This is a genomic window from Pseudomonas sp. PA-1-3F (assembly GCF_021609665.1).
Lineage (GTDB): Bacteria > Pseudomonadota > Gammaproteobacteria > Pseudomonadales > Pseudomonadaceae > Aquipseudomonas > Aquipseudomonas paracarnis.
In genome coordinates, this window is sequence record NZ_WJZD01000013.1 from 125072 (window position 1) to 142064 (window position 16993).

General features: G+C 58.6%; 17 protein-coding genes. 11 read left to right on the forward strand and 6 right to left on the reverse strand.

The window, feature by feature from the left end; translation table 11 throughout:
* Positions 1–32: 32 nt before the first annotated feature.
* Together GIV26_RS11595 and GIV26_RS11600 are read left to right on the forward strand one after the other, a co-directional pair.
* Entirely contained in the window at positions 33–1379 is a 1347-nt protein-coding gene (locus GIV26_RS11595; protein ID WP_054918236.1) for a carbohydrate porin, read from the forward strand.
* A 98-nt stretch (positions 1380–1477) separates the two neighbouring features.
* A complete protein-coding gene (locus GIV26_RS11600; protein WP_054896703.1) occupies positions 1478–2323 on the forward strand; it encodes a D-hexose-6-phosphate mutarotase in 846 nt (281 codons plus the stop codon).
* Between the two features lie 188 nt (positions 2324–2511).
* On the opposite strand, the gene GIV26_RS11605 is transcribed toward GIV26_RS11600, so the two are convergent.
* Positions 2512–3372: a MurR/RpiR family transcriptional regulator gene (locus GIV26_RS11605; protein WP_169856377.1), complete on the reverse strand. Its 861-nt coding sequence runs from the start codon at positions 3370–3372 to the stop codon at positions 2512–2514.
* Between the two features lie 220 nt (positions 3373–3592).
* Between GIV26_RS11605 and zwf the strand changes: the two genes are divergently transcribed.
* From zwf to GIV26_RS11620, 3 genes are read left to right on the forward strand one after another with little or no spacing between them, the layout of a single operon-like run.
* Entirely contained in the window at positions 3593–5059 is a 1467-nt protein-coding gene (zwf, locus tag GIV26_RS11610) for a glucose-6-phosphate dehydrogenase (RefSeq protein WP_034128521.1), read from the forward strand.
* Positions 5046–5759 (forward strand): 6-phosphogluconolactonase, encoded by a 714-nt coding sequence (pgl, locus tag GIV26_RS11615; protein WP_034128520.1) that lies wholly within the window; start codon positions 5046–5048, stop codon positions 5757–5759. Before zwf ends, pgl begins: the two co-directional genes overlap by 14 nt.
* A 17-nt stretch (positions 5760–5776) precedes the next feature.
* A complete protein-coding gene (locus GIV26_RS11620; RefSeq protein ID WP_026067364.1) occupies positions 5777–6442 on the forward strand; it encodes a bifunctional 4-hydroxy-2-oxoglutarate aldolase/2-dehydro-3-deoxy-phosphogluconate aldolase in 666 nt (221 codons plus the stop codon).
* 204 nt (positions 6443–6646) lie between these two features.
* Here GIV26_RS11620 and GIV26_RS11625 read toward each other — a convergent pair whose 3' ends face one another.
* Both GIV26_RS11625 and GIV26_RS11630 read right to left on the reverse strand, forming a co-directional pair.
* The gene (locus GIV26_RS11625) at positions 6647–7822 is read right to left on the reverse strand and encodes an aminotransferase class V-fold PLP-dependent enzyme (RefSeq protein WP_236280575.1); all 1176 of its coding nucleotides are present in this window, start codon (positions 7820–7822) and stop codon (positions 6647–6649) included.
* 10 nt (positions 7823–7832) lie between these two features.
* Entirely contained in the window at positions 7833–8069 is a 237-nt protein-coding gene (locus GIV26_RS11630) for a DUF3820 family protein (protein WP_003193750.1), read from the reverse strand.
* A 204-nt stretch (positions 8070–8273) separates the two neighbouring features.
* On the opposite strand from GIV26_RS11630, the gene GIV26_RS11635 reads away from it, so the two are divergent.
* Entirely contained in the window at positions 8274–8741 is a 468-nt protein-coding gene (locus tag GIV26_RS11635) for a ferritin-like domain-containing protein (protein WP_034128518.1), read from the forward strand.
* Positions 8742–8888: 147 nt separating this feature from the next.
* Here GIV26_RS11635 and GIV26_RS11640 read toward each other — a convergent pair whose 3' ends face one another.
* Entirely contained in the window at positions 8889–9359 is a 471-nt protein-coding gene (locus GIV26_RS11640; protein WP_003193747.1) for a MaoC family dehydratase, read from the reverse strand.
* Between the two features lie 56 nt (positions 9360–9415).
* Positions 9416–10360: an alpha/beta hydrolase gene (locus tag GIV26_RS11645; protein WP_236280577.1), complete on the reverse strand. Its 945-nt coding sequence runs from the start codon at positions 10358–10360 to the stop codon at positions 9416–9418.
* Positions 10361–10580: 220 nt separating this feature from the next.
* Here GIV26_RS11645 and fadD2 point away from each other — a divergent pair, with 220 nt between their 5' ends.
* Positions 10581–12269, forward strand: coding sequence for a long-chain-fatty-acid--CoA ligase FadD2 (gene fadD2 / locus GIV26_RS11650; RefSeq protein ID WP_054918241.1), 1689 nt, complete (start codon positions 10581–10583; stop codon positions 12267–12269).
* A gap of 381 nt (positions 12270–12650) precedes the next feature.
* Positions 12651–14342, forward strand: coding sequence for a long-chain-fatty-acid--CoA ligase FadD1 (gene fadD1, locus GIV26_RS11655; RefSeq protein WP_034128515.1), 1692 nt, complete (start codon positions 12651–12653; stop codon positions 14340–14342).
* A 163-nt stretch (positions 14343–14505) separates the two neighbouring features.
* Here fadD1 and GIV26_RS11660 read toward each other — a convergent pair whose 3' ends face one another.
* The gene (locus GIV26_RS11660; protein ID WP_003193739.1) at positions 14506–14883 is read right to left on the reverse strand and encodes a hypothetical protein; all 378 of its coding nucleotides are present in this window, start codon (positions 14881–14883) and stop codon (positions 14506–14508) included.
* A gap of 201 nt (positions 14884–15084) precedes the next feature.
* Here GIV26_RS11660 and GIV26_RS11665 point away from each other — a divergent pair, with 201 nt between their 5' ends.
* The 3 genes from GIV26_RS11665 (at position 15085) to def (ending at position 16941) form a co-directional block, all read left to right on the forward strand.
* The gene (locus GIV26_RS11665) at positions 15085–15270 is read left to right on the forward strand and encodes a CsbD family protein (RefSeq protein ID WP_003193737.1); all 186 of its coding nucleotides are present in this window, start codon (positions 15085–15087) and stop codon (positions 15268–15270) included.
* Positions 15271–15451: 181 nt separating this feature from the next.
* A complete protein-coding gene (locus tag GIV26_RS11670; protein ID WP_032895581.1) occupies positions 15452–16405 on the forward strand; it encodes a YihY/virulence factor BrkB family protein in 954 nt (317 codons plus the stop codon).
* Entirely contained in the window at positions 16402–16941 is a 540-nt protein-coding gene (def, locus tag GIV26_RS11675) for a peptide deformylase (RefSeq protein WP_034128513.1), read from the forward strand. The genes GIV26_RS11670 and def overlap by 4 nt, the downstream gene beginning before the upstream one ends.
* Positions 16942–16993: the final 52 nt, after the last annotated feature.

The following is a 16993-nucleotide window of genomic DNA, read 5'->3' on the forward strand; positions in this document are numbered from 1 at the left end:
AGTTTAATAACAATAAAGACGAGGATGTAGGGATGAAAAAGCAACACAACAACACCCGGCTGATCTGCCAACTCTCAGCGGCAGCAGCCCTTGTATTGTCCGCCAATGCGATGGCGGCCGATGCATTCAGCGCCGATTCCAAGTGGATGACCGGCGATTGGGGCGGCGAGCGTACCAAGCTGATCGAGCAAGGTATCGACATCAAGGCCGACTACGTGGGCGAGATGGGCTACAACGCCCACGGCGGCTACAACGACGACAAGACCGGTCGTTACTCCGACCAGTTCGGTCTGGGCGTGGCGCTGGACCTGCAAAAACTGTGGGGCTGGGATAACACCCAGGCCAAGATCCAGTTGACCAATCGTAATGGCCAGAACATCTCCAATGACCGCATTGGCGACCCGCGTGCCGGCACCTTGAGTTCCTCGCAAGAAGTGTATGGCCGTGGCCACATGGTGCGTCTGACCCAGTTCTGGATTCAGCACCAGATGTTCGACAACAAGCTGGACGTGAAGCTCGGTTACTTCGGTGAAGGCGAAGACTTCAACACCTTCCCTTGCGACTTCCAGAACCTGTCGTTCTGCGGCTCGCAGGTCGGTAACTACGTCAATACCTGGTACAACTGGCCGGTCGCCCAGGCCGCTATCCGCGTGAAATACAACATCACGCCTGAGCTGTATGCGCAAATCGGTGCCTACAACCAGAACCCGTCGCAGTTGGAGCACGGCAACGGCTTCAAACTCAGCGGCAGTGGTACCAAGGGCACCGTGATTCCGGTGGAATTGGTCTGGTCGCCGAAGGTTAATAACCTGCCGGGCGAATACCGTGTGGGTTTCTATAAAAGTGCGGCCGATGCTCCGGATGTACGTGAAGACGTCAACGGTAACGATGCGGTCCTCAGCGGCGCCGACTTCCGTACCCGCAGCAGCAAGAAAGGCTACTGGTTCGTTGCGCAACAGCAACTCACCACCCATAACGGCGACGCTTCCCGTGGCCTGAACATTGCAGCCAACGCGACCTTCCATGACAAGGAAACCAACCTGGTCGACAACTACCAGTCGTTGATGCTCGTGTACAAAGGCCCATTCGACGCGCGTCCAAAAGATGACGTCGGCATTGGCGTCGCTCGCCTGCATGTCAACGATGACGTGAAGAAGAACTCTCAATTGCTCAACGCCGCCAATGGTGTGAGCGACTACGACAATCCGCTGTACACGCCGATTCGTGAGACTGAATACAACGTCGAACTCAACTACGGTTTCCACGTCACCAACTGGCTGACTGTGCGTCCGAACCTGCAGTACGTTGTCCAGCCTGGCGGCGTGGATAAAGTCGACAACGCGCTGGTAGCGGGCCTGAAAATTCAGTCTACGTTCTAACGCTGTTGCGATAAGCTCCTCTCTCTGTGCGCATTTGCGGGTAGCCATGGCTATCCGCTTTTTTTTGCGTGGCACTGTGATATTCGGGACCTGGGCACATGCACGAGCAACCGCTGCAACGCTTTTTCAAATCCCTGCGCGAGCGTCCGGTGTTCGCCTGGGAGCGCTTTCAGATGCGCGATGTGTTGGTGATCGACCACCCCCTGTGCCAGGCGGTGTTCAGTCGCCAGGGTGCGCAATTGCTGCACTTTCAACCTACGGGCCAGAAGCCGTGGCTGTGGTGTGCCGCCAAATGGCCGCAAGTCGGGGCTATCCGTGGTGGCGTACCGGTGTGCTGGCCGTGGTATGGCCGCCACCCCAGCGAAAATGCCTGGCCGTCCCACGGATGGGCCCGCTTGATCGACTGGAAACTGCTCGACAGCAGCACCGATGACGACGGCGTGCGGCTGCACTGGCAATTGCAGCTGTGCGACTGGCAGGTGGACCTGCACGCGCACCTGGGTGACACCCTGGAACTGCGCCTGAGCACCGAGCATCACGACGAGCTGCCGTGCCAGTTGAGTCATGCATTGCACGCTTACTGGCGTATTGGTCACGTCGATGAGGTAGCGCTGTCTGGGCTCGAAGGAGCACAAGGTTACGACCAGCTCAATCGCCAGGTTTGCCAGCAGGAAGGTGAATTGCGGGTCGATGGCGGATGCCAGCGGGTGTTCCAGCATGAGGGCGAATTGCAGCTCAAGGACCACGCCTGGCAGCGTGAACTGTGCATCGACACCGGCGACAGCGCCGATACGGTGGTGTGGCACCCGGGGAGCCGGCCGCTGTTGGGCGTGAGCTTTAACGAAGCGTCGGGGTTTGTGTGCGTAGAGGCGGCGATGGCGGCGGCGAGCCTGGCGCCGGGGGAGAGGGCCCACTTGAGTTTGCAGGCCAGGGCAGGGGTTTAGCGGTGTGGCTGATGGCACTATCGCAGGTACTGCTGGAAGAGCTGCCTGCTAGTTGAATTCATGATCGTTCCCACGCTCCGCGTGGGAATGCAGCCTATGACGCTCCGCGTCACGACGCTAAAGGCAGACGCAGAGCGTCCAGTGAGGCATTCCCACGCGGAGCGTGGGAACGATCAGTTGACACGGATTTAGTTGAATTCATCCCCCACCGGATATCGGCTGTCATTCAAGCTCTCTTTGATCTTGCGCAAATGCGGCTGGAAATCCACTCCGCGACGCAAGGTCATGCCGGTCGCCAGCACATCCAGCACCGTCAACTGGATAATCCGAGAAGTCATCGGCATGTAGATATCCGTATCTTCCGGCAGCGGGATGTTCAGGCTCACCGTACTGGCTTTGGCCAGCGGCGAGTTTTCGGCGGTGACGCCCAGCACTGACGCACCGTTTTCCCGAGCGATACGCGCAACTTCCACCAGTTCGCGGGTACGGCCGGTGTAGGAAATGATCACGAACAACTCACCGGTGTGCGCCACCGAGGCGATCATGCGTTGCATCAGCACGTCGGCATGGGCGGTCACCGCCAGGTTGAAGCGGAAGAACTTGTGCAACGCGTCCATGGCTACGGGGGCCGAAGCGCCGAGGCCAAAGAAGTGGATTTGCCGTGCCTGGATCAACAAGTCCACGGCCTTGCTGATCAGCGCCGGGTCCAGGGCCTGGCACGCACTGTCCAAGGAGGCAATGGCGCTGCCAAAGATCTTCTGGGTGTAGGCCTCGGGGTTATCATCGGCCTCCACGGCGCGGCTGACATACGCGGCGCCACTGGCCAGGCTTTGCGCCAACTGCAATTTGAGTTCAGGGTAACCGCTGACACCGAATGAACGGCAGAAGCGGTTGACCGTCGGTTCACTGACCGAGGCGGCCTGGGCGAGGGCGGCGATCGAGAAGCGTGTGGCCTGCTGCGGGTTGAGCAGGATCACTTCAGCGACTTTGCGCTCGGCCTTGTTCAATTCTTCGAGGCGGTTCCGGATCTGTTCCAGAAGATTTCGCACGCGGTCCATTCAGTCTTTCCTTCGGGCGACGATGCAAATAAAAAGGCGGTAACCAATCGATGAGTGGCTTTTCGCGGTGGCCTATCCTACTGAGGGTAGCTGAACACCACCACTCGCAATGCGTATTTCGGGAAAATGTTGTGGTTATTACTACATTTTTCCTTGAGTGATGCCTTGAAAAAAGGTATTTGTAGCTTAACTTGATAAAAGAACAAACATCATGCCTTCGATAACCGTGGAACCCTGCACCTTTGCCCTGTTTGGCGCCTTGGGTGATCTGGCGCTGCGCAAGTTATTTCCTGCCCTTTATCAACTCGATGGCGCCGGGTTGCTGCACGACGACACACGCATCCTGGCCCTGGCCCGTGAAGCCGGCTCCGAGCAGCAACACCTGGCCCATATCGAAAAAGAATTGCGTAAATACGTCGGCAAAGAGCTCGACGAAGCCGTGGCCCAGCGTTTCCTCGCACGCCTGGCTTATGTGCATGTCGACTTCATGAAGGCCGACGACTACGTCGCCCTGGCCGAAAAAGCCGGCAGCGAGCAACGCCTGATTGCCTACTTCGCCACCCCGGCGGCGGTGTACGGCGCGATCTGCGAAAACCTGTCCAAGGTCGGCCTGGCGGAAAATACCCGCGTAGTGCTGGAAAAACCCATCGGTTCGGACCTGGAGTCGTCGCGCAAGGTCAACGACGCCGTGGCGCAGTTCTTTCCGGAAAACCGCACCTATCGCATCGACCACTACCTGGGCAAAGAGACGGTGCAAAACCTGATCGCCCTGCGTTTCGCCAACAGCCTGTTCGAAACCCAGTGGAATCAGAACTACATCTCCCACGTGGAAATCACCGTGGCCGAGCAGGTTGGCATCGAAGGCCGTTGGGGTTACTTCGACAAGGCTGGCCAACTGCGCGACATGATCCAGAATCACTTGTTGCAACTGCTTTGCCTGATTGCCATGGACCCGCCTGCCGACCTGTCCGCCGACAGCATCCGCGACGAGAAGGTCAAGGTGCTCAAGGCCCTGGCGCCGATCAGCCCCGAGGGCCTGACCACTCAGGTAGTCCGTGGCCAGTACATCGCCGGCTACAGCGCTGGTAAAGCCGTGCCGGGTTACCTGGAAGAAGACAACTCCAATACCCAGAGCGACACCGAGACGTTCGTTGCCCTGCGTGCCGATATCCGTAACTGGCGCTGGGCCGGCGTGCCGTTCTACCTGCGTACCGGCAAGCGTATGCCGCAAAAACTGTCGCAGATTGTCATTCACTTCAAGGAACCGTCCCACTACATCTTCGCCCCGGAGCAGCGTCTGCAGATCAGCAACAAGCTGATCATCCGCCTGCAGCCGGACGAAGGTATTTCCCTGCGTGTGATGACCAAGGAGCAGGGCCTGGACAAAGGCATGCAACTGCGCAGCGGACCACTGCAATTGAATTTTTCCGACACCTATCGCAGCGCACGCATCCCCGATGCCTACGAGCGATTGTTGCTGGAAGTGATGCGCGGCAATCAGAACCTGTTTGTTCGCAAAGATGAAATCGAAGCCGCGTGGAAGTGGTGTGACCAGTTGATCGCCGGGTGGAAAAAATCCGGTGATGCGCCCAAGCCTTATGCGGCGGGGTCCTGGGGGCCGATGAGCTCCATTGCACTGATCACGCGGGATGGGAGGTCGTGGTATGGCGATATCTGAATTGAAACTGCCTCAGGGCGTCACTGCCCATGAGTACCGTACGCCTGCGCTGCTGGCCGATGGCCTGGCCAATGACGTGGCTGAACAACTGCGCTCGGCCATCAGCGCCCGTGGCGAGGCGACGTTGGTGGTGTCCGGTGGCCGCAGCCCCGTGGCGTTTTTCCAGAACCTGGCCAAGCAGGGCCTGGACTGGTCCAAGGTCACCATCACCCTGGCCGATGAACGCTGGGTGCCGGTCGAACATGCCGACAGCAATGCTGGCCTGTTGAAACAACACTTGCTGCAAGGTCCGGCGGCCAAGGCGAAGTTCTTGAGCCTGTACAGCCCCGCTGCCAATCTTGAAGACGCTGCCGAGCAGGCCGATCGCCTGCTGGGCGAGTTGCCAGCCATTGATGTGCTGGTGCTGGGCATGGGCGATGACGGCCACACCGCATCGCTGTTCCCCAACAGCCCTAACCTGAGCGAAGCGCTGAAGGCCGACGGTACCCGCCGTTGCTGGCCGATGCTGGCGCCCACTGTACCGCACCAGCGCCTGACCATGAGTCGTGCGCTGCTGGCCACGGCCAGCTACACCGTGCTGTCGATTTCCGGCAGTTCGAAATTGACTACCTTGAGCGCCGCCCTGGCCAGCGACGATGTTGCTGCCATGCCGATTCGCGCGTTTTTGCAACCTACTCTAGAGATTTACTGGTGCCCATGAGCCAAGGATCAGCCGCTATGAAAAGCCCTCAACCGACCGTGTCCATGGCGGATAAAGTTGCCTTGATCGACAGCCTCTGCGCCAAGGCGCGGATCCTGCCGGTGATCACCATCGCCCGCGAGCAGGACATCCTGCCGTTGGCCGACGCCCTGGCCGCTGGCGGTTTGACCGCGCTGGAAGTGACCCTGCGTTCCGAGTTCGGCCTCAAGGCCATTCAGGTCTTGCGCGAGCAACGTCCAGAACTGTGCACTGGTGCCGGTACTGTGCTCGATCGTCACATGCTCGAAGCGGCAGAAGTGGCAGGCTCGCAATTTATCGTCACCCCCGGCATTACCCGTGACTTGCTGGAAGCCTCGGTGCACAGCCCGATCCCGCTGTTGCCGGGCATCAGCAACGCCTCCGGCATCATGGAAGGCTACGGCCTGGGTTATCGCCGCTTCAAGCTGTTCCCGGCTGAAGTCAGCGGTGGTGTTGCTGCCATCAAGGCTCTCGGCGGCCCGTTCGGCGAAGTCAAATTCTGCCCGACTGGCGGTGTTGGCCCGGCCAACATCAAGAGCTACATGGCGTTGAAGAACGTGATGTGCGTGGGCGGCAGTTGGATGCTGGATCCGGAGTGGGTCAAGAACGGCGACTGGGCGCGTATCCAGGAAGTCACTGCCCAGGCGCTGGCGCTGCTGGACTGAACTGATTTATCGAATCGTTGTTGCTGTGCTTAACGGCATTTTTGCGGCGCACTTGGTCGGTGTGCCGCTTTTTTTTGCCTGTAAAAAACCTCAAGCACATCGCCGCTCTGAAGGTGGGAGCTGGCTTGCCTGCGATAGCCATTTATCAGTTAGCCCATCTTTGGCTGATACACCGTTATCGCAGGCAAGCCAGCTCCCACAGTTTTAAACGGTGTTTAGTTTGGTGATCGCATGGACTAGCGCATTGATGTCCGCCGCCGACGTCACCAGCCCCGGCGTCACCCGGATACAGGTGCCAAACGCTGCCCCCGTGCGCGTAGTGGTGAACAGGCCGTGCTCCTTGAGCAACCTGTCCACCATCGTCTGCTGATCACGCCCGATGAACTTGAAGGCTGTGATCCCGCAGTACAGTCGCGGGTCATCCGAAGTCAGCACTTCAATCCCCGGCAGCGGCCGTACCTGGTTTACCCATAGGGTGCGCAGGTAATTGACGCGTGCGCCCTTGGCCGCAGCGCCACCCAACTGTCGATGCTCTTCAAACACCAGGGGCAAGGTCATCAGCGCCGGAAAGTTCGGCGTGCTGTAGGACGTACGCGCTCGCACATCGGTGGCTGGGTAGTGAAACTCGCCCATATCCGGGTCGATATCGGCCAGGCGCTCCGGTGCGATGTACAAAAATCCCAGGGTCAGCGGCGCGCCGATCCACTTGTGCAGGTTGAAGCCGGCGAACTGAATGCCCAGTTCGGCCAGGTTGAAGTCGATCTGGCCCAAGGCGTGGGCGCCGTCGAGGATCACGTCGATTGCGCGTTCGCGCGCGGCCTTGGCAATGGCCGCAACCGGCATGACCAGGCCCGTACGGTGGGTCACATGGGTCAAGGCCATTAATTTCAGACGTGGGTGCTGCACAAACACATTGTGATAAGTCTGCACCAGGCTGTCGAAACTGGCCGGGTGGGTGTGGGCCACCTCTATCACTTCCACGCCGCGAGTCGCTGCCAGCCAGCGCATGGCGCCTTTGACCGTGTCGTATTCCAGGTCGCTGATCAGCACCTGGTCGCCCGGTTGCAGGCGGTTGTAGTTGCGGATCAGTGACTGCAAGGCTTCGGTAGCGTTACGGGTGAAAGCGACCGATTCGGGGTCGACATCAATCAAGCCGGCCAACTGGCGGCGTATCTCGTTGTTTTCACCCTGTTCAAAACGCTGGCGCACATGCACAGAGTTGCTGCGGTTGATAAAGCTGATGTGCTCAAGGTATTGGGCCTGCACCGCCCGGCTCATACGCCCGAAGTAGCCGTTTTCCAGGTTGATCGGACCGGGCTCGTATTCATAGCGCTGGGCGATGGCCTGCCAGTGCGGTTCGTTATCGGCATTCCTTGGCATGGTGAGTCTCTTAGTGGCGGGGGGCGGGTCTGCCATGTTTGGCGCGCAGTGGTTCAAGCAATTCGGACAGGCCGTTGTGGTCGATTTCCTGCATCAAGGCCAGCAAACCGCCCAGTTCCCCGTGGGGGAAACCTTCACGGGCGAACCAATTCAGGTAGGGCCCGGGCAGGTCGGCAATGATCCGGCCTTTGTATTTGCCGAAGGGCATTTGGCGGGTGATCAGTAGTTCGAGTTTTTCGGGATTCATGAGCGTCGTAGGGTTGAGGCCAGGCTTTCGAAAATACAGGCATTCTGCATGAAGGCCAAATGACAGATCATGCAAATAACCAACATACAGATGGTTCAATAATTCGTAACTTATTGAAAATAAACATAAAAATAATTTTTATAAACCTGGCACGGGCGCTGCAATAACCAAGGCAACCTTCTAACCCGTACAAGGAATTGAAAAATGACTGATATCAACAAAGAATCGATCTCCGTACTGAACGACCTGATCGAGACCAGCATCGACGGCCAAAAGGGTTTCAAGGAATGCGCTGAAGACATCAAGCATCCGGAACTCAAGGCATTGTTTGCCAAGCGTGCTGTTGATTGCGGTACCGCTGCCGAAGAACTGAAAACTGCTGTGCGTGCCCTGGGCGGCGATCCAGAGAAGTCCGGTAGTGTTGCCGGCGCCCTGCACCGTGGCTGGGTCGACGTGAAGTCGATGGTCACCGGCAAGGACGAAGAGGCCGTATTGAACGAAGCCGAGCGCGGTGAAGACCACGCACTGAAGGCTTACAAGGAAGCGATCGAGAAGATCAACAAGCACAACCTGGTGGGCATTCGTGACTTGGTTGAGCGTCAGTACCACGGTGTACAGCGCAACCACGACCAGGTAAAAGCCCTGCGTAACCAGGCTCGCGCTCAGTCGTAAGACCTGAGGTAAGACCTACGCTGGACCTAGTGTGGGAGCGGGCTTGCTCGCGAAAGCGGTGGATCAGTCACTGTTGTATTGGCTGATACACCGCATTCGCGGGCTAGCCCGCTCCCACATTTTTTTATGCAAAGGCTGGAATGTAGATCAGCCGATGCTGATTGGCGGCAGCTCGGTCAGGGTCACGACTTGCTGTTTGCGCGGCGCCAAAATCTCCGCCTCGCCATCGACTACCAACTCATCACGCTGGTTGAACACCCGAGTGGCAATGCGCACGCGAAACTTCGGCAGTTTCTCGAGGATTTCCAAGCGCACGGTCAGGGTGTCGCCGATCTTCACCGGTTTCTGGAAGGTCATTTGCTGGCCGATATAGATCGTGCCCGGCCCAGGCAGCTCGCAGGCCACTGCCGCGCTGATCAGCGCGCCGCTGAACATGCCGTGGGCAATCCGCTCCTTGAACATGGTCGCCTTGGCGTATTCAGCGTCCAGGTGCACCGGGTTGTGGTCACCCGACATGGCGGCGAACAACTGGATATCGCGCTCTTCGACGGTTTTGCTGAAGCTGGCAGTCTGGCCCACTTCAAGCGCTTCGTACGGGGTGTTGGTTACCTGGGTCATCTCAAGGTGCATCCTGTGGCTTAACGGTAATTAATCGGCTGATTTTAAAGCAAAAACTATTCGCAGCGGGTGGGCCTGCGCAACGCCAGCGCCTGGTCGAGCCAGGTCAGCAGGTCGGCGGTGACTTCATCACGGTTGGTTTCGTTGAATACTTCATGGCGCGCCTGCGGGTAAAGCGTCAATTGCACGTCCTGGCAACCGGCCTCACGCAGGGCGTGGGCCAGGTGCTTGAGACGCTTGCCTTCACTCACCGGATCACGATCGCCGCCAATCACCAGGATCGGCAGGCCGGGATCAATCTGCGCCAGGTTGGAGACTTTGCTGATCTGCTGCAAGCCGCCCAACAGGTCGATCCACAGTTGATTGGTGCAACGAAAGCCACAGAGTGGGTCGTTGATGTAGTTGTCCACTTCAACCGGGTCGCGGCTGAGCCAGTCAAACGCGGTGCGATTGGGTTTGAAGGCTTTGTTGAATGAGCCGAACGACAAGAAGTCGATCAACGCACTGCGCCCTCGCAGGCCTTGGCGTGCACGTTCGATGCGCGCAATGATTTGCGCTGCACGGTAGAGGGCCACCGGCTGGAAATTCGAGCCGCTGAGTATTGCGCCATGTAAGCTGGCGCTGTGATGCAGCAAGTATGCCTGGGAGATATAGCTGCCCATGCTGTGGCCCAGCAAGATGATCGGCAGCCCGGGATGCTGTTGGCCGATGTGCTGATTAAGGCTGGCCAGATCGCCCACGACTTTGTTCCAGCCATCCGTTTCAGCATATAGCCCAACGGTGCCGGCCTCGGCGGTACGGCCATGCCCACGCTGGTCCAGCGCATATACGCCATACCCTGCGCCACACAACGCCTGCGCCAGGCGCGCATAGCGACCGCCGTGCTCGGCCATGCCATGGGAAATCATCACCACGGCCTTGGGCGGGCCGTCGGGCATCCATTGGTTGACGTACAGACGGGTGTGGTCGTTCGCGGTCAGCCAGAAGGTGCTGTGGTTCATGGCGGCTTCCTTTGCTCAGGGTGGTGGCCATTGTATAGCTCATCCGGCGTGAGGCGGGGTATCTGCCTACGCCTTAGGTACAAGATTCATACAATCAATGACACAGTTTAGCGTCTTGCCTGTTTGGCCATAGCTGCTAACTTCCCCAAAGCTCCGCTTCTTATTGCTGCACATCTGCATGGCAGCGGCCGGACACACTCAGGTAAAGAGGACAAGAATAATGCAACCTGATTTCTGGAATGACAAACGCGCGGCGGGAGTCCCCAATGCCATCGACCTCAGCACCTACAAGTCGGTGATCGAGGTCTTCGAGCGTTCCTGCAAGACCTTTGCCGACCGTCCGGCATTCAGCAGCATGGGCATTACCCTCACCTACGCCGAGCTTGAGCGCCAGAGTGCGGCGTTTGCCGGTTACCTGCAGCAGCACACCGACCTCAAGCCCGGCGAGCGCATCGCGGTGCAGTTGCCCAACGTGCTGCATTACCCGGTTGCGGTGTTCGGCGCACTGCGCGCCGGGCTGATCGTGGTCAACACCAACCCGCTTTATACGCCGCGCGAGATGCGCCATCAGTTCAAGGATGCCGGTGTGCGGGCGCTGGTCTACCTCAACCTGTTCGGTTCACGTGTGCAGGAGGTGTGCACCGACACGGAGATCGACTACCTGATCGAAGCCAGGATGGGCGATTTCATGCCCGCCGCCAAAGGCTGGCTGGTTAACACCGTGGTCGACAAGGTGAAGAAGATGGTCCCGGCCTATCACCTGCCACGGGCGGTGTCGTTCAAGCGCGCCCTGCGCATGGGCGCAGGCCTTGGAGTGACGCGCCATCCGGTGACCCTGGACGACGTCGCCGTGCTGCAATACACCGGCGGCACCACTGGGCTGGCCAAGGGCGCGATGCTCACTCACGGCAACCTGGTGGCGAACATGCAGCAAGTGCGGGCGTGCATGTCGCAACTGGGCGACGACGGCCATCCGCTGATCAAGGAAGGGCAGGAGGTGATGATTGCACCGCTGCCGCTTTACCACATCTATGCATTCACGGCCAATTGCATGTGCATGATGGTCTCCGGTAACCACAACGTGCTGATCACCAACCCACGGGACATCGGCGGGTTTATCAAGGAGCTCAAACAGTGGCAGTTCTCCGGCCTGTTGGGGCTCAACACACTGTTTGTGGCGCTGATGGACCACCCGGATTTCAAGACCCTGGATTTCTCCCACCTGAAGATTACCAACTCCGGCGGCACCGCCCTGGTCAAGGCCACGGCGGAACGCTGGAAGGCGGTGACCGGCTGCGCCATCGGCGAAGGCTACGGACTCACCGAAACCTCGCCAGTGGCCAGTACCAACCCCTATGGGGGCCTGTCGCGCCTGGGTACCGTGGGCATCCCGGTGCCGGGTACGGCGATGAAAGTCGTGGATGACCTGGGGCAAGAACTGCCGTTGGGCGAGCGCGGCGAACTGTGCATCCAGGGCCCACAAGTGATGAAGGGCTACTGGCAGCAACCGGCCGCCACCGCCGAAACCCTGGACGCCGATGGCTGGTTGAAGACCGGTGACATTGCGGTGATCGACACCGATGGCTACATCAGTATTGTGGATCGCAAGAAGGATTTGATCATCGTCTCGGGTTTCAACGTGTACCCCAACGAAATCGAAGACGTGATCATGGCCCACCCGGCCGTGGCCAACTGCGCCGTGATCGGCGTACCGGACGAGCGCACGGGGGAGGCGGTGAAGCTGTTCGTGGTGGCACGGGCCCAGGGGGTGAGCCTCGAGGAACTGAAGGCGTACTGCAAGGCCAACTTCACGGGGTACAAGGTGCCCAAGCATATTGTGTTGAGAGAGTCGTTGCCGATGACCCCGGTGGGGAAAATTCTGCGCCGGGAGCTGCGCGACATCGCTTGAATTGAAACAGGGTACAAAAATGTGGGAGCTGGTTTGCCCGCGATAGCAGTGTTTCAGTCGCCTGTTGAATTGACTGATCCACCGCTATCGCAGGCAAGCCAGCTCCCACACTGTATTTTTCGCCCTTGATAGCCTGTTCTAGAGCCATTCCTGGTGTTATAGAATTTTTGCTCTAAAAGTGACCATTGGATATTCTTGAGTCATGTTTATGACTGTAGGGGCCTCTTTTGGCTCTAGGCGGCCCTTGGCAAAGCTGCTACTCTCGGCGCGCTTTGTGACTTCTAGGCCTGCTTGAAAGCGCCAGACTCACCTAAAAACATACACCAATAATAATCGCATCAAATGCGATGATGAATTCGCGTCGCTGAGGAGTGGGCTTCCATGAATGAAGACTTTTGGAAGGATAAGTACCCCGCCGGGATTGCTGCACAGATCAATCCAGACGAGTATCCGAATATTCAGGCGGTACTGAAGCAGTCCTGCCAGCGCTTCGCCAACAAACCGGCTTTCAGCAACCTGGGCAAGACAATCACCTACGGTGAACTGTACGAATTGTCCGGCGCATTCGCCGCGTATCTGCAACAGCATACCGATTTGAAGCCTGGCGATCGAATCGCCGTGCAACTGCCCAACGTTCTGCAATACCCCGTCGCTGTATTCGGTGCGATCCGCGCCGGCCTGATCGTGGTCAACACCAACCCGCTGTACACCGCGCGGGAGATGGAGCACCAATTCAATGATTCGGGGGCCAAGGCCCTGGTTTGCCTGGCGAACATGGCGCACCTGGCTGAAAAAGTCGTGCCCAAGACCGCCGTCAAGCACGTGATCGTCACCGAAGTTGCCGACCTGCTCTCGCCGTTCAAGCGCGTGCTGATCAACAGCGTGATCAAATACGTAAAGAAAATGGTCCCGGCCTATCATCTGCCCCAGGCCATCAAATTCAACGACGTACTCGCCAAGGGCCATGGCCAGCCGGTCAACGATGCCAGCCCGGCCAGCGGCGATGTGGCCGTGTTGCAATACACCGGCGGTACCACCGGCGTGGCCAAGGGCGCGATGCTGACCCACCGCAACCTCGTCGCCAACATGCTGCAATGCAAGGCGCTGATGGGCTCCAACCTCAATGAAGGCTGCGAGATCCTGATCACGCCGCTACCGCTCTACCACATCTATGCCTTCACCTTTCATTGCATGGCGATGATGCTGATCGGCAACCACAACATCCTGATCAGCAACCCGCGCGACCTGCCGGCGATGGTCAAGGAACTGTCGAAGTGGAAGTTCAGCGGCTTCGTCGGCCTCAACACCCTGTTCGTGGCACTGTGCAACAACGAAGGTTTCCGCAAGCTGGACTTCTCTGCGCTGAAGGTCACCCTGTCGGGCGGCATGGCGTTGCAGCTGGCGGCGGCGGAGCGTTGGAAGGCCGTGACCGGCTGCGCGATCTGCGAAGGCTACGGCATGACCGAAACCAGCCCGGTGGCCACGGTCAACCCGATCCAGCACATCCAGATCGGCACCATCGGCATTCCGGTGCCTTCCACCGCGTGTAAAGTCATCGCCGACGACGGTACCGAGCTTGCACTGGGCGAAACTGGCGAGTTGTGCGTGAAAGGTCCGCAAGTGATGAAGGGCTACTGGCAGCGCCAGGAAGCTACCGACGAGATGCTTGACAGCGAGGGTTGGCTGAAGACCGGCGACATCGCGATCATCCAGCCAGACGGCTACATGCGTATCGTCGACCGCAAGAAGGACATGATTCTGGTCTCCGGCTTCAACGTCTACCCCAACGAGCTGGAAGACGTGCTGGCGGGCCTGCCGGGTGTGCTGCAGTGTGCGGCTATCGGCGTACCGGATGAAAAATCCGGCGAGCACATCAAGTTGTTCATCGTGGTCAAGCCAGGGGCTACCCTGACCAAGGACCAGGTGATGGAGCACATGCGCGCCAACGTCACCGGCTACAAGGTGCCCAAGGCCGTCGAGTTCCGTGATGCGCTGCCGACCACCAACGTGGGCAAGATCCTGCGGCGTGAATTGCGTGATGAAGAACTGAAGAAACTCGGTCTTAAAAAGTAACCCATAAAAAACCCCGCCGATGCGGGTTTTTTTATGAGGGCGCTGGCGAAACACTTACCCCCTGTGGGAGCTGGCTTGCCTGCGATAGCGCTACAGCAGCCACTGCTGTATCGCCTGACTCACTGCCATCGCGGGCAAGCCCGCTCCCACAGGGTTACCGGGCTTACAACGCGAACTGCGCGAAGCTCACACCCGCACCGGCGGGGCGTACGTCCTTCAAGAACGAATCCTTGTCGGCACTCAACTCCAGGGTAATCTCCGGCTTGCGCTTGCCCGCATTGCGTACCACCAGCCCTTCGAGTTTTTCACGCAGGAACACGGTCGGCACCTTCAGGTGCAGCAACTGGTCGGTGTCGGCGTTGTGCATCAACAGGTGGATCCACTCGTACTGGCCTACGGCAATACGCCCCACCGGCAGGTCGAACCACCAGATGTTGCGTTTGCGGTCCAGGTCGGTGAAGTGGCAGTTGTTGACGCCGAGTACGGCACCGCCCAGTTCCTGGTTTCTGCGGGCAATGGCCTGTGCTTTATTGAGTTTCATAACCTTCCTACGGGATCTGTTATCCAGCGTTGCAGCCTGAATGTGCCGGGCATTCTCGTGGGTTGGCTGCAAAACATAAAGCCAAACCTGCCGCTTTCGATGAAATGCTTGCGCAAAAATAATTGAAACTCTGCCGTTGCGCTTCGGGTCAACCGCTACGTAGTGACCAAAAACCATTTGATTGTTATCAGGAGTAATACCATGAGCAGCACTTCCGATAAGGTAAAGGGCTTGGCGAACGAAGCTGTCGGTAACATCAAGCAAGGCGTCGGTAAAGTCACAGACAATGACAAGCTGCGTGCTGAAGGCGTGATCCAAGAGAAAAAAGGCGAAGCTCAGCAAGCAGTGGGCAAGACCAAGGACGCAGTGAAAAAAGCCACTGAGTAACATGTCCTGGCTGGCTGACCCCAGCAGCCCGACGGCCATCCACGGATGGCCGTTTTTGTATCCGGTGCTGCAACTAAACTTTCGAAATTGTTTCAAAGTCGCCAAATGGGCTACTTTGATGTAGAAAACGGCCCCTGAGTCGCCCACGAACTCAACCTCTTTTGCGGCGAAAGGAGACGCTATGCTTTTTCCAGTACTCGATGGTCTCAAGCTGCACAAGGTGCTGGTACGCACCATCAAGGAATTCGTCGATGACGAGATGCCTACCTACGCCTCGGCACTGGCCTACCAGATGCTGTTCTCTTTGTTTCCGTTCCTGCTGTTCCTCATTGCCCTGATCGGCTTCCTGCATTTGCCCGACTTCTTCAGTTGGCTGCGCCTGCAATCGGAGCTGGTGTTGCCACCCCAGGCGCTGGAACAGGTCAACCCGGTGATCGATCAGTTGCAGCAGTCCAAGGGCGGCTTGCTCTCGGTGGGTATCGTTATCGCCCTGTGGACGGCCTCTGCGGGCGTGCGCCTGATGATGAGCGCCATGAACGCCGCCTACGATGTGGTTGAAGGTCGGCCGATCTGGAAGCGTTTCCCGCTGTCGATTTTCTACACCGTGGGTATCGCCGGCATGCTGCTGGCGGCCGCCGCGCTGATGGTGCTGGGCCCGCAAGTCATGGAGTGGCTGGCCGGGCAGATCGGCATGCAGGAATTCGTGGTCACGTTGTGGACCATCCTGCGCTGGCCGCTGATTGTGATCTTGCTGATGTTCGCCGTGGCCCTCATGTACTACGTGATGCCGGACGTCGAGCAGGAATTTCGCTTTATCACCCCCGGCTCCGTCTTGGCCGTGGTGGTATGGATCGTCGCCTCCCTGGGCTTTGGCTACTACGTCAAGACCTTCGCGGACTACAACGCCATGTATGGCAGTATCGGTGCGATCATTGTCTTGCTCCTGTATTTCTACATCTCTGCCGCCGTACTGCTGCTGGGCGCGGAGATGAACGCGGTGATCGAGCATATGTCTGCCGAGGGCAAGGACCCCGGTGAGAAGGAAATAGGCGAGCCGGGCCACACCGATGAAAAACAACACGTCTCAGGCCTAGGCCGGGACCACTCCAAGCCCATGACCGAGCCTGAACAATGATCCGTGAAATCCTGAAAATGGGCGACGAGCGCCTGCTGCGTATCGCCCCGCCGGTGCCGCCGGAGATGTTCGACAGCCCGGAGTTGTGGCAACTGATCGACGATATGTTCCAGACCATGGAGCACGTGGGCGGCGTTGGCCTGGCGGCGCCGCAGATTGGCGTGGACCTGCAACTGGTGATCTTCGGTTTCGAGGCCAGCGAACGCTACCCGGACGCGCCGCCTGTGCCGCAGACCATCTTGATCAACCCGCTGATCACACCGCTCAGCCCGCTGCAGGAAGAGGGCTATGAGGGTTGCCTGTCAGTGCCCGGCCTGCGCGGCGCCGTGAATCGTTACCAGCAGATCCGCTACGAAGGGTTCGACCCCAAAGGCGAGCCGATCGTACGTTTTGCCGACGGCTTCCATGCGCGGGTGGTGCAGCATGAGTGCGACCATTTGATCGGCAGGCTGTACCCCTCGCGGATTACCGACTTCAGCAAATTCGGGTTTATTGAAGTGATGTTCCCGGAGCTGGACCCAACGGCTGACGAATAGCCCCTCTGAACCCACAGTTCAACTGTGGGAGCTGGCTTGCCTGCGATAGCGG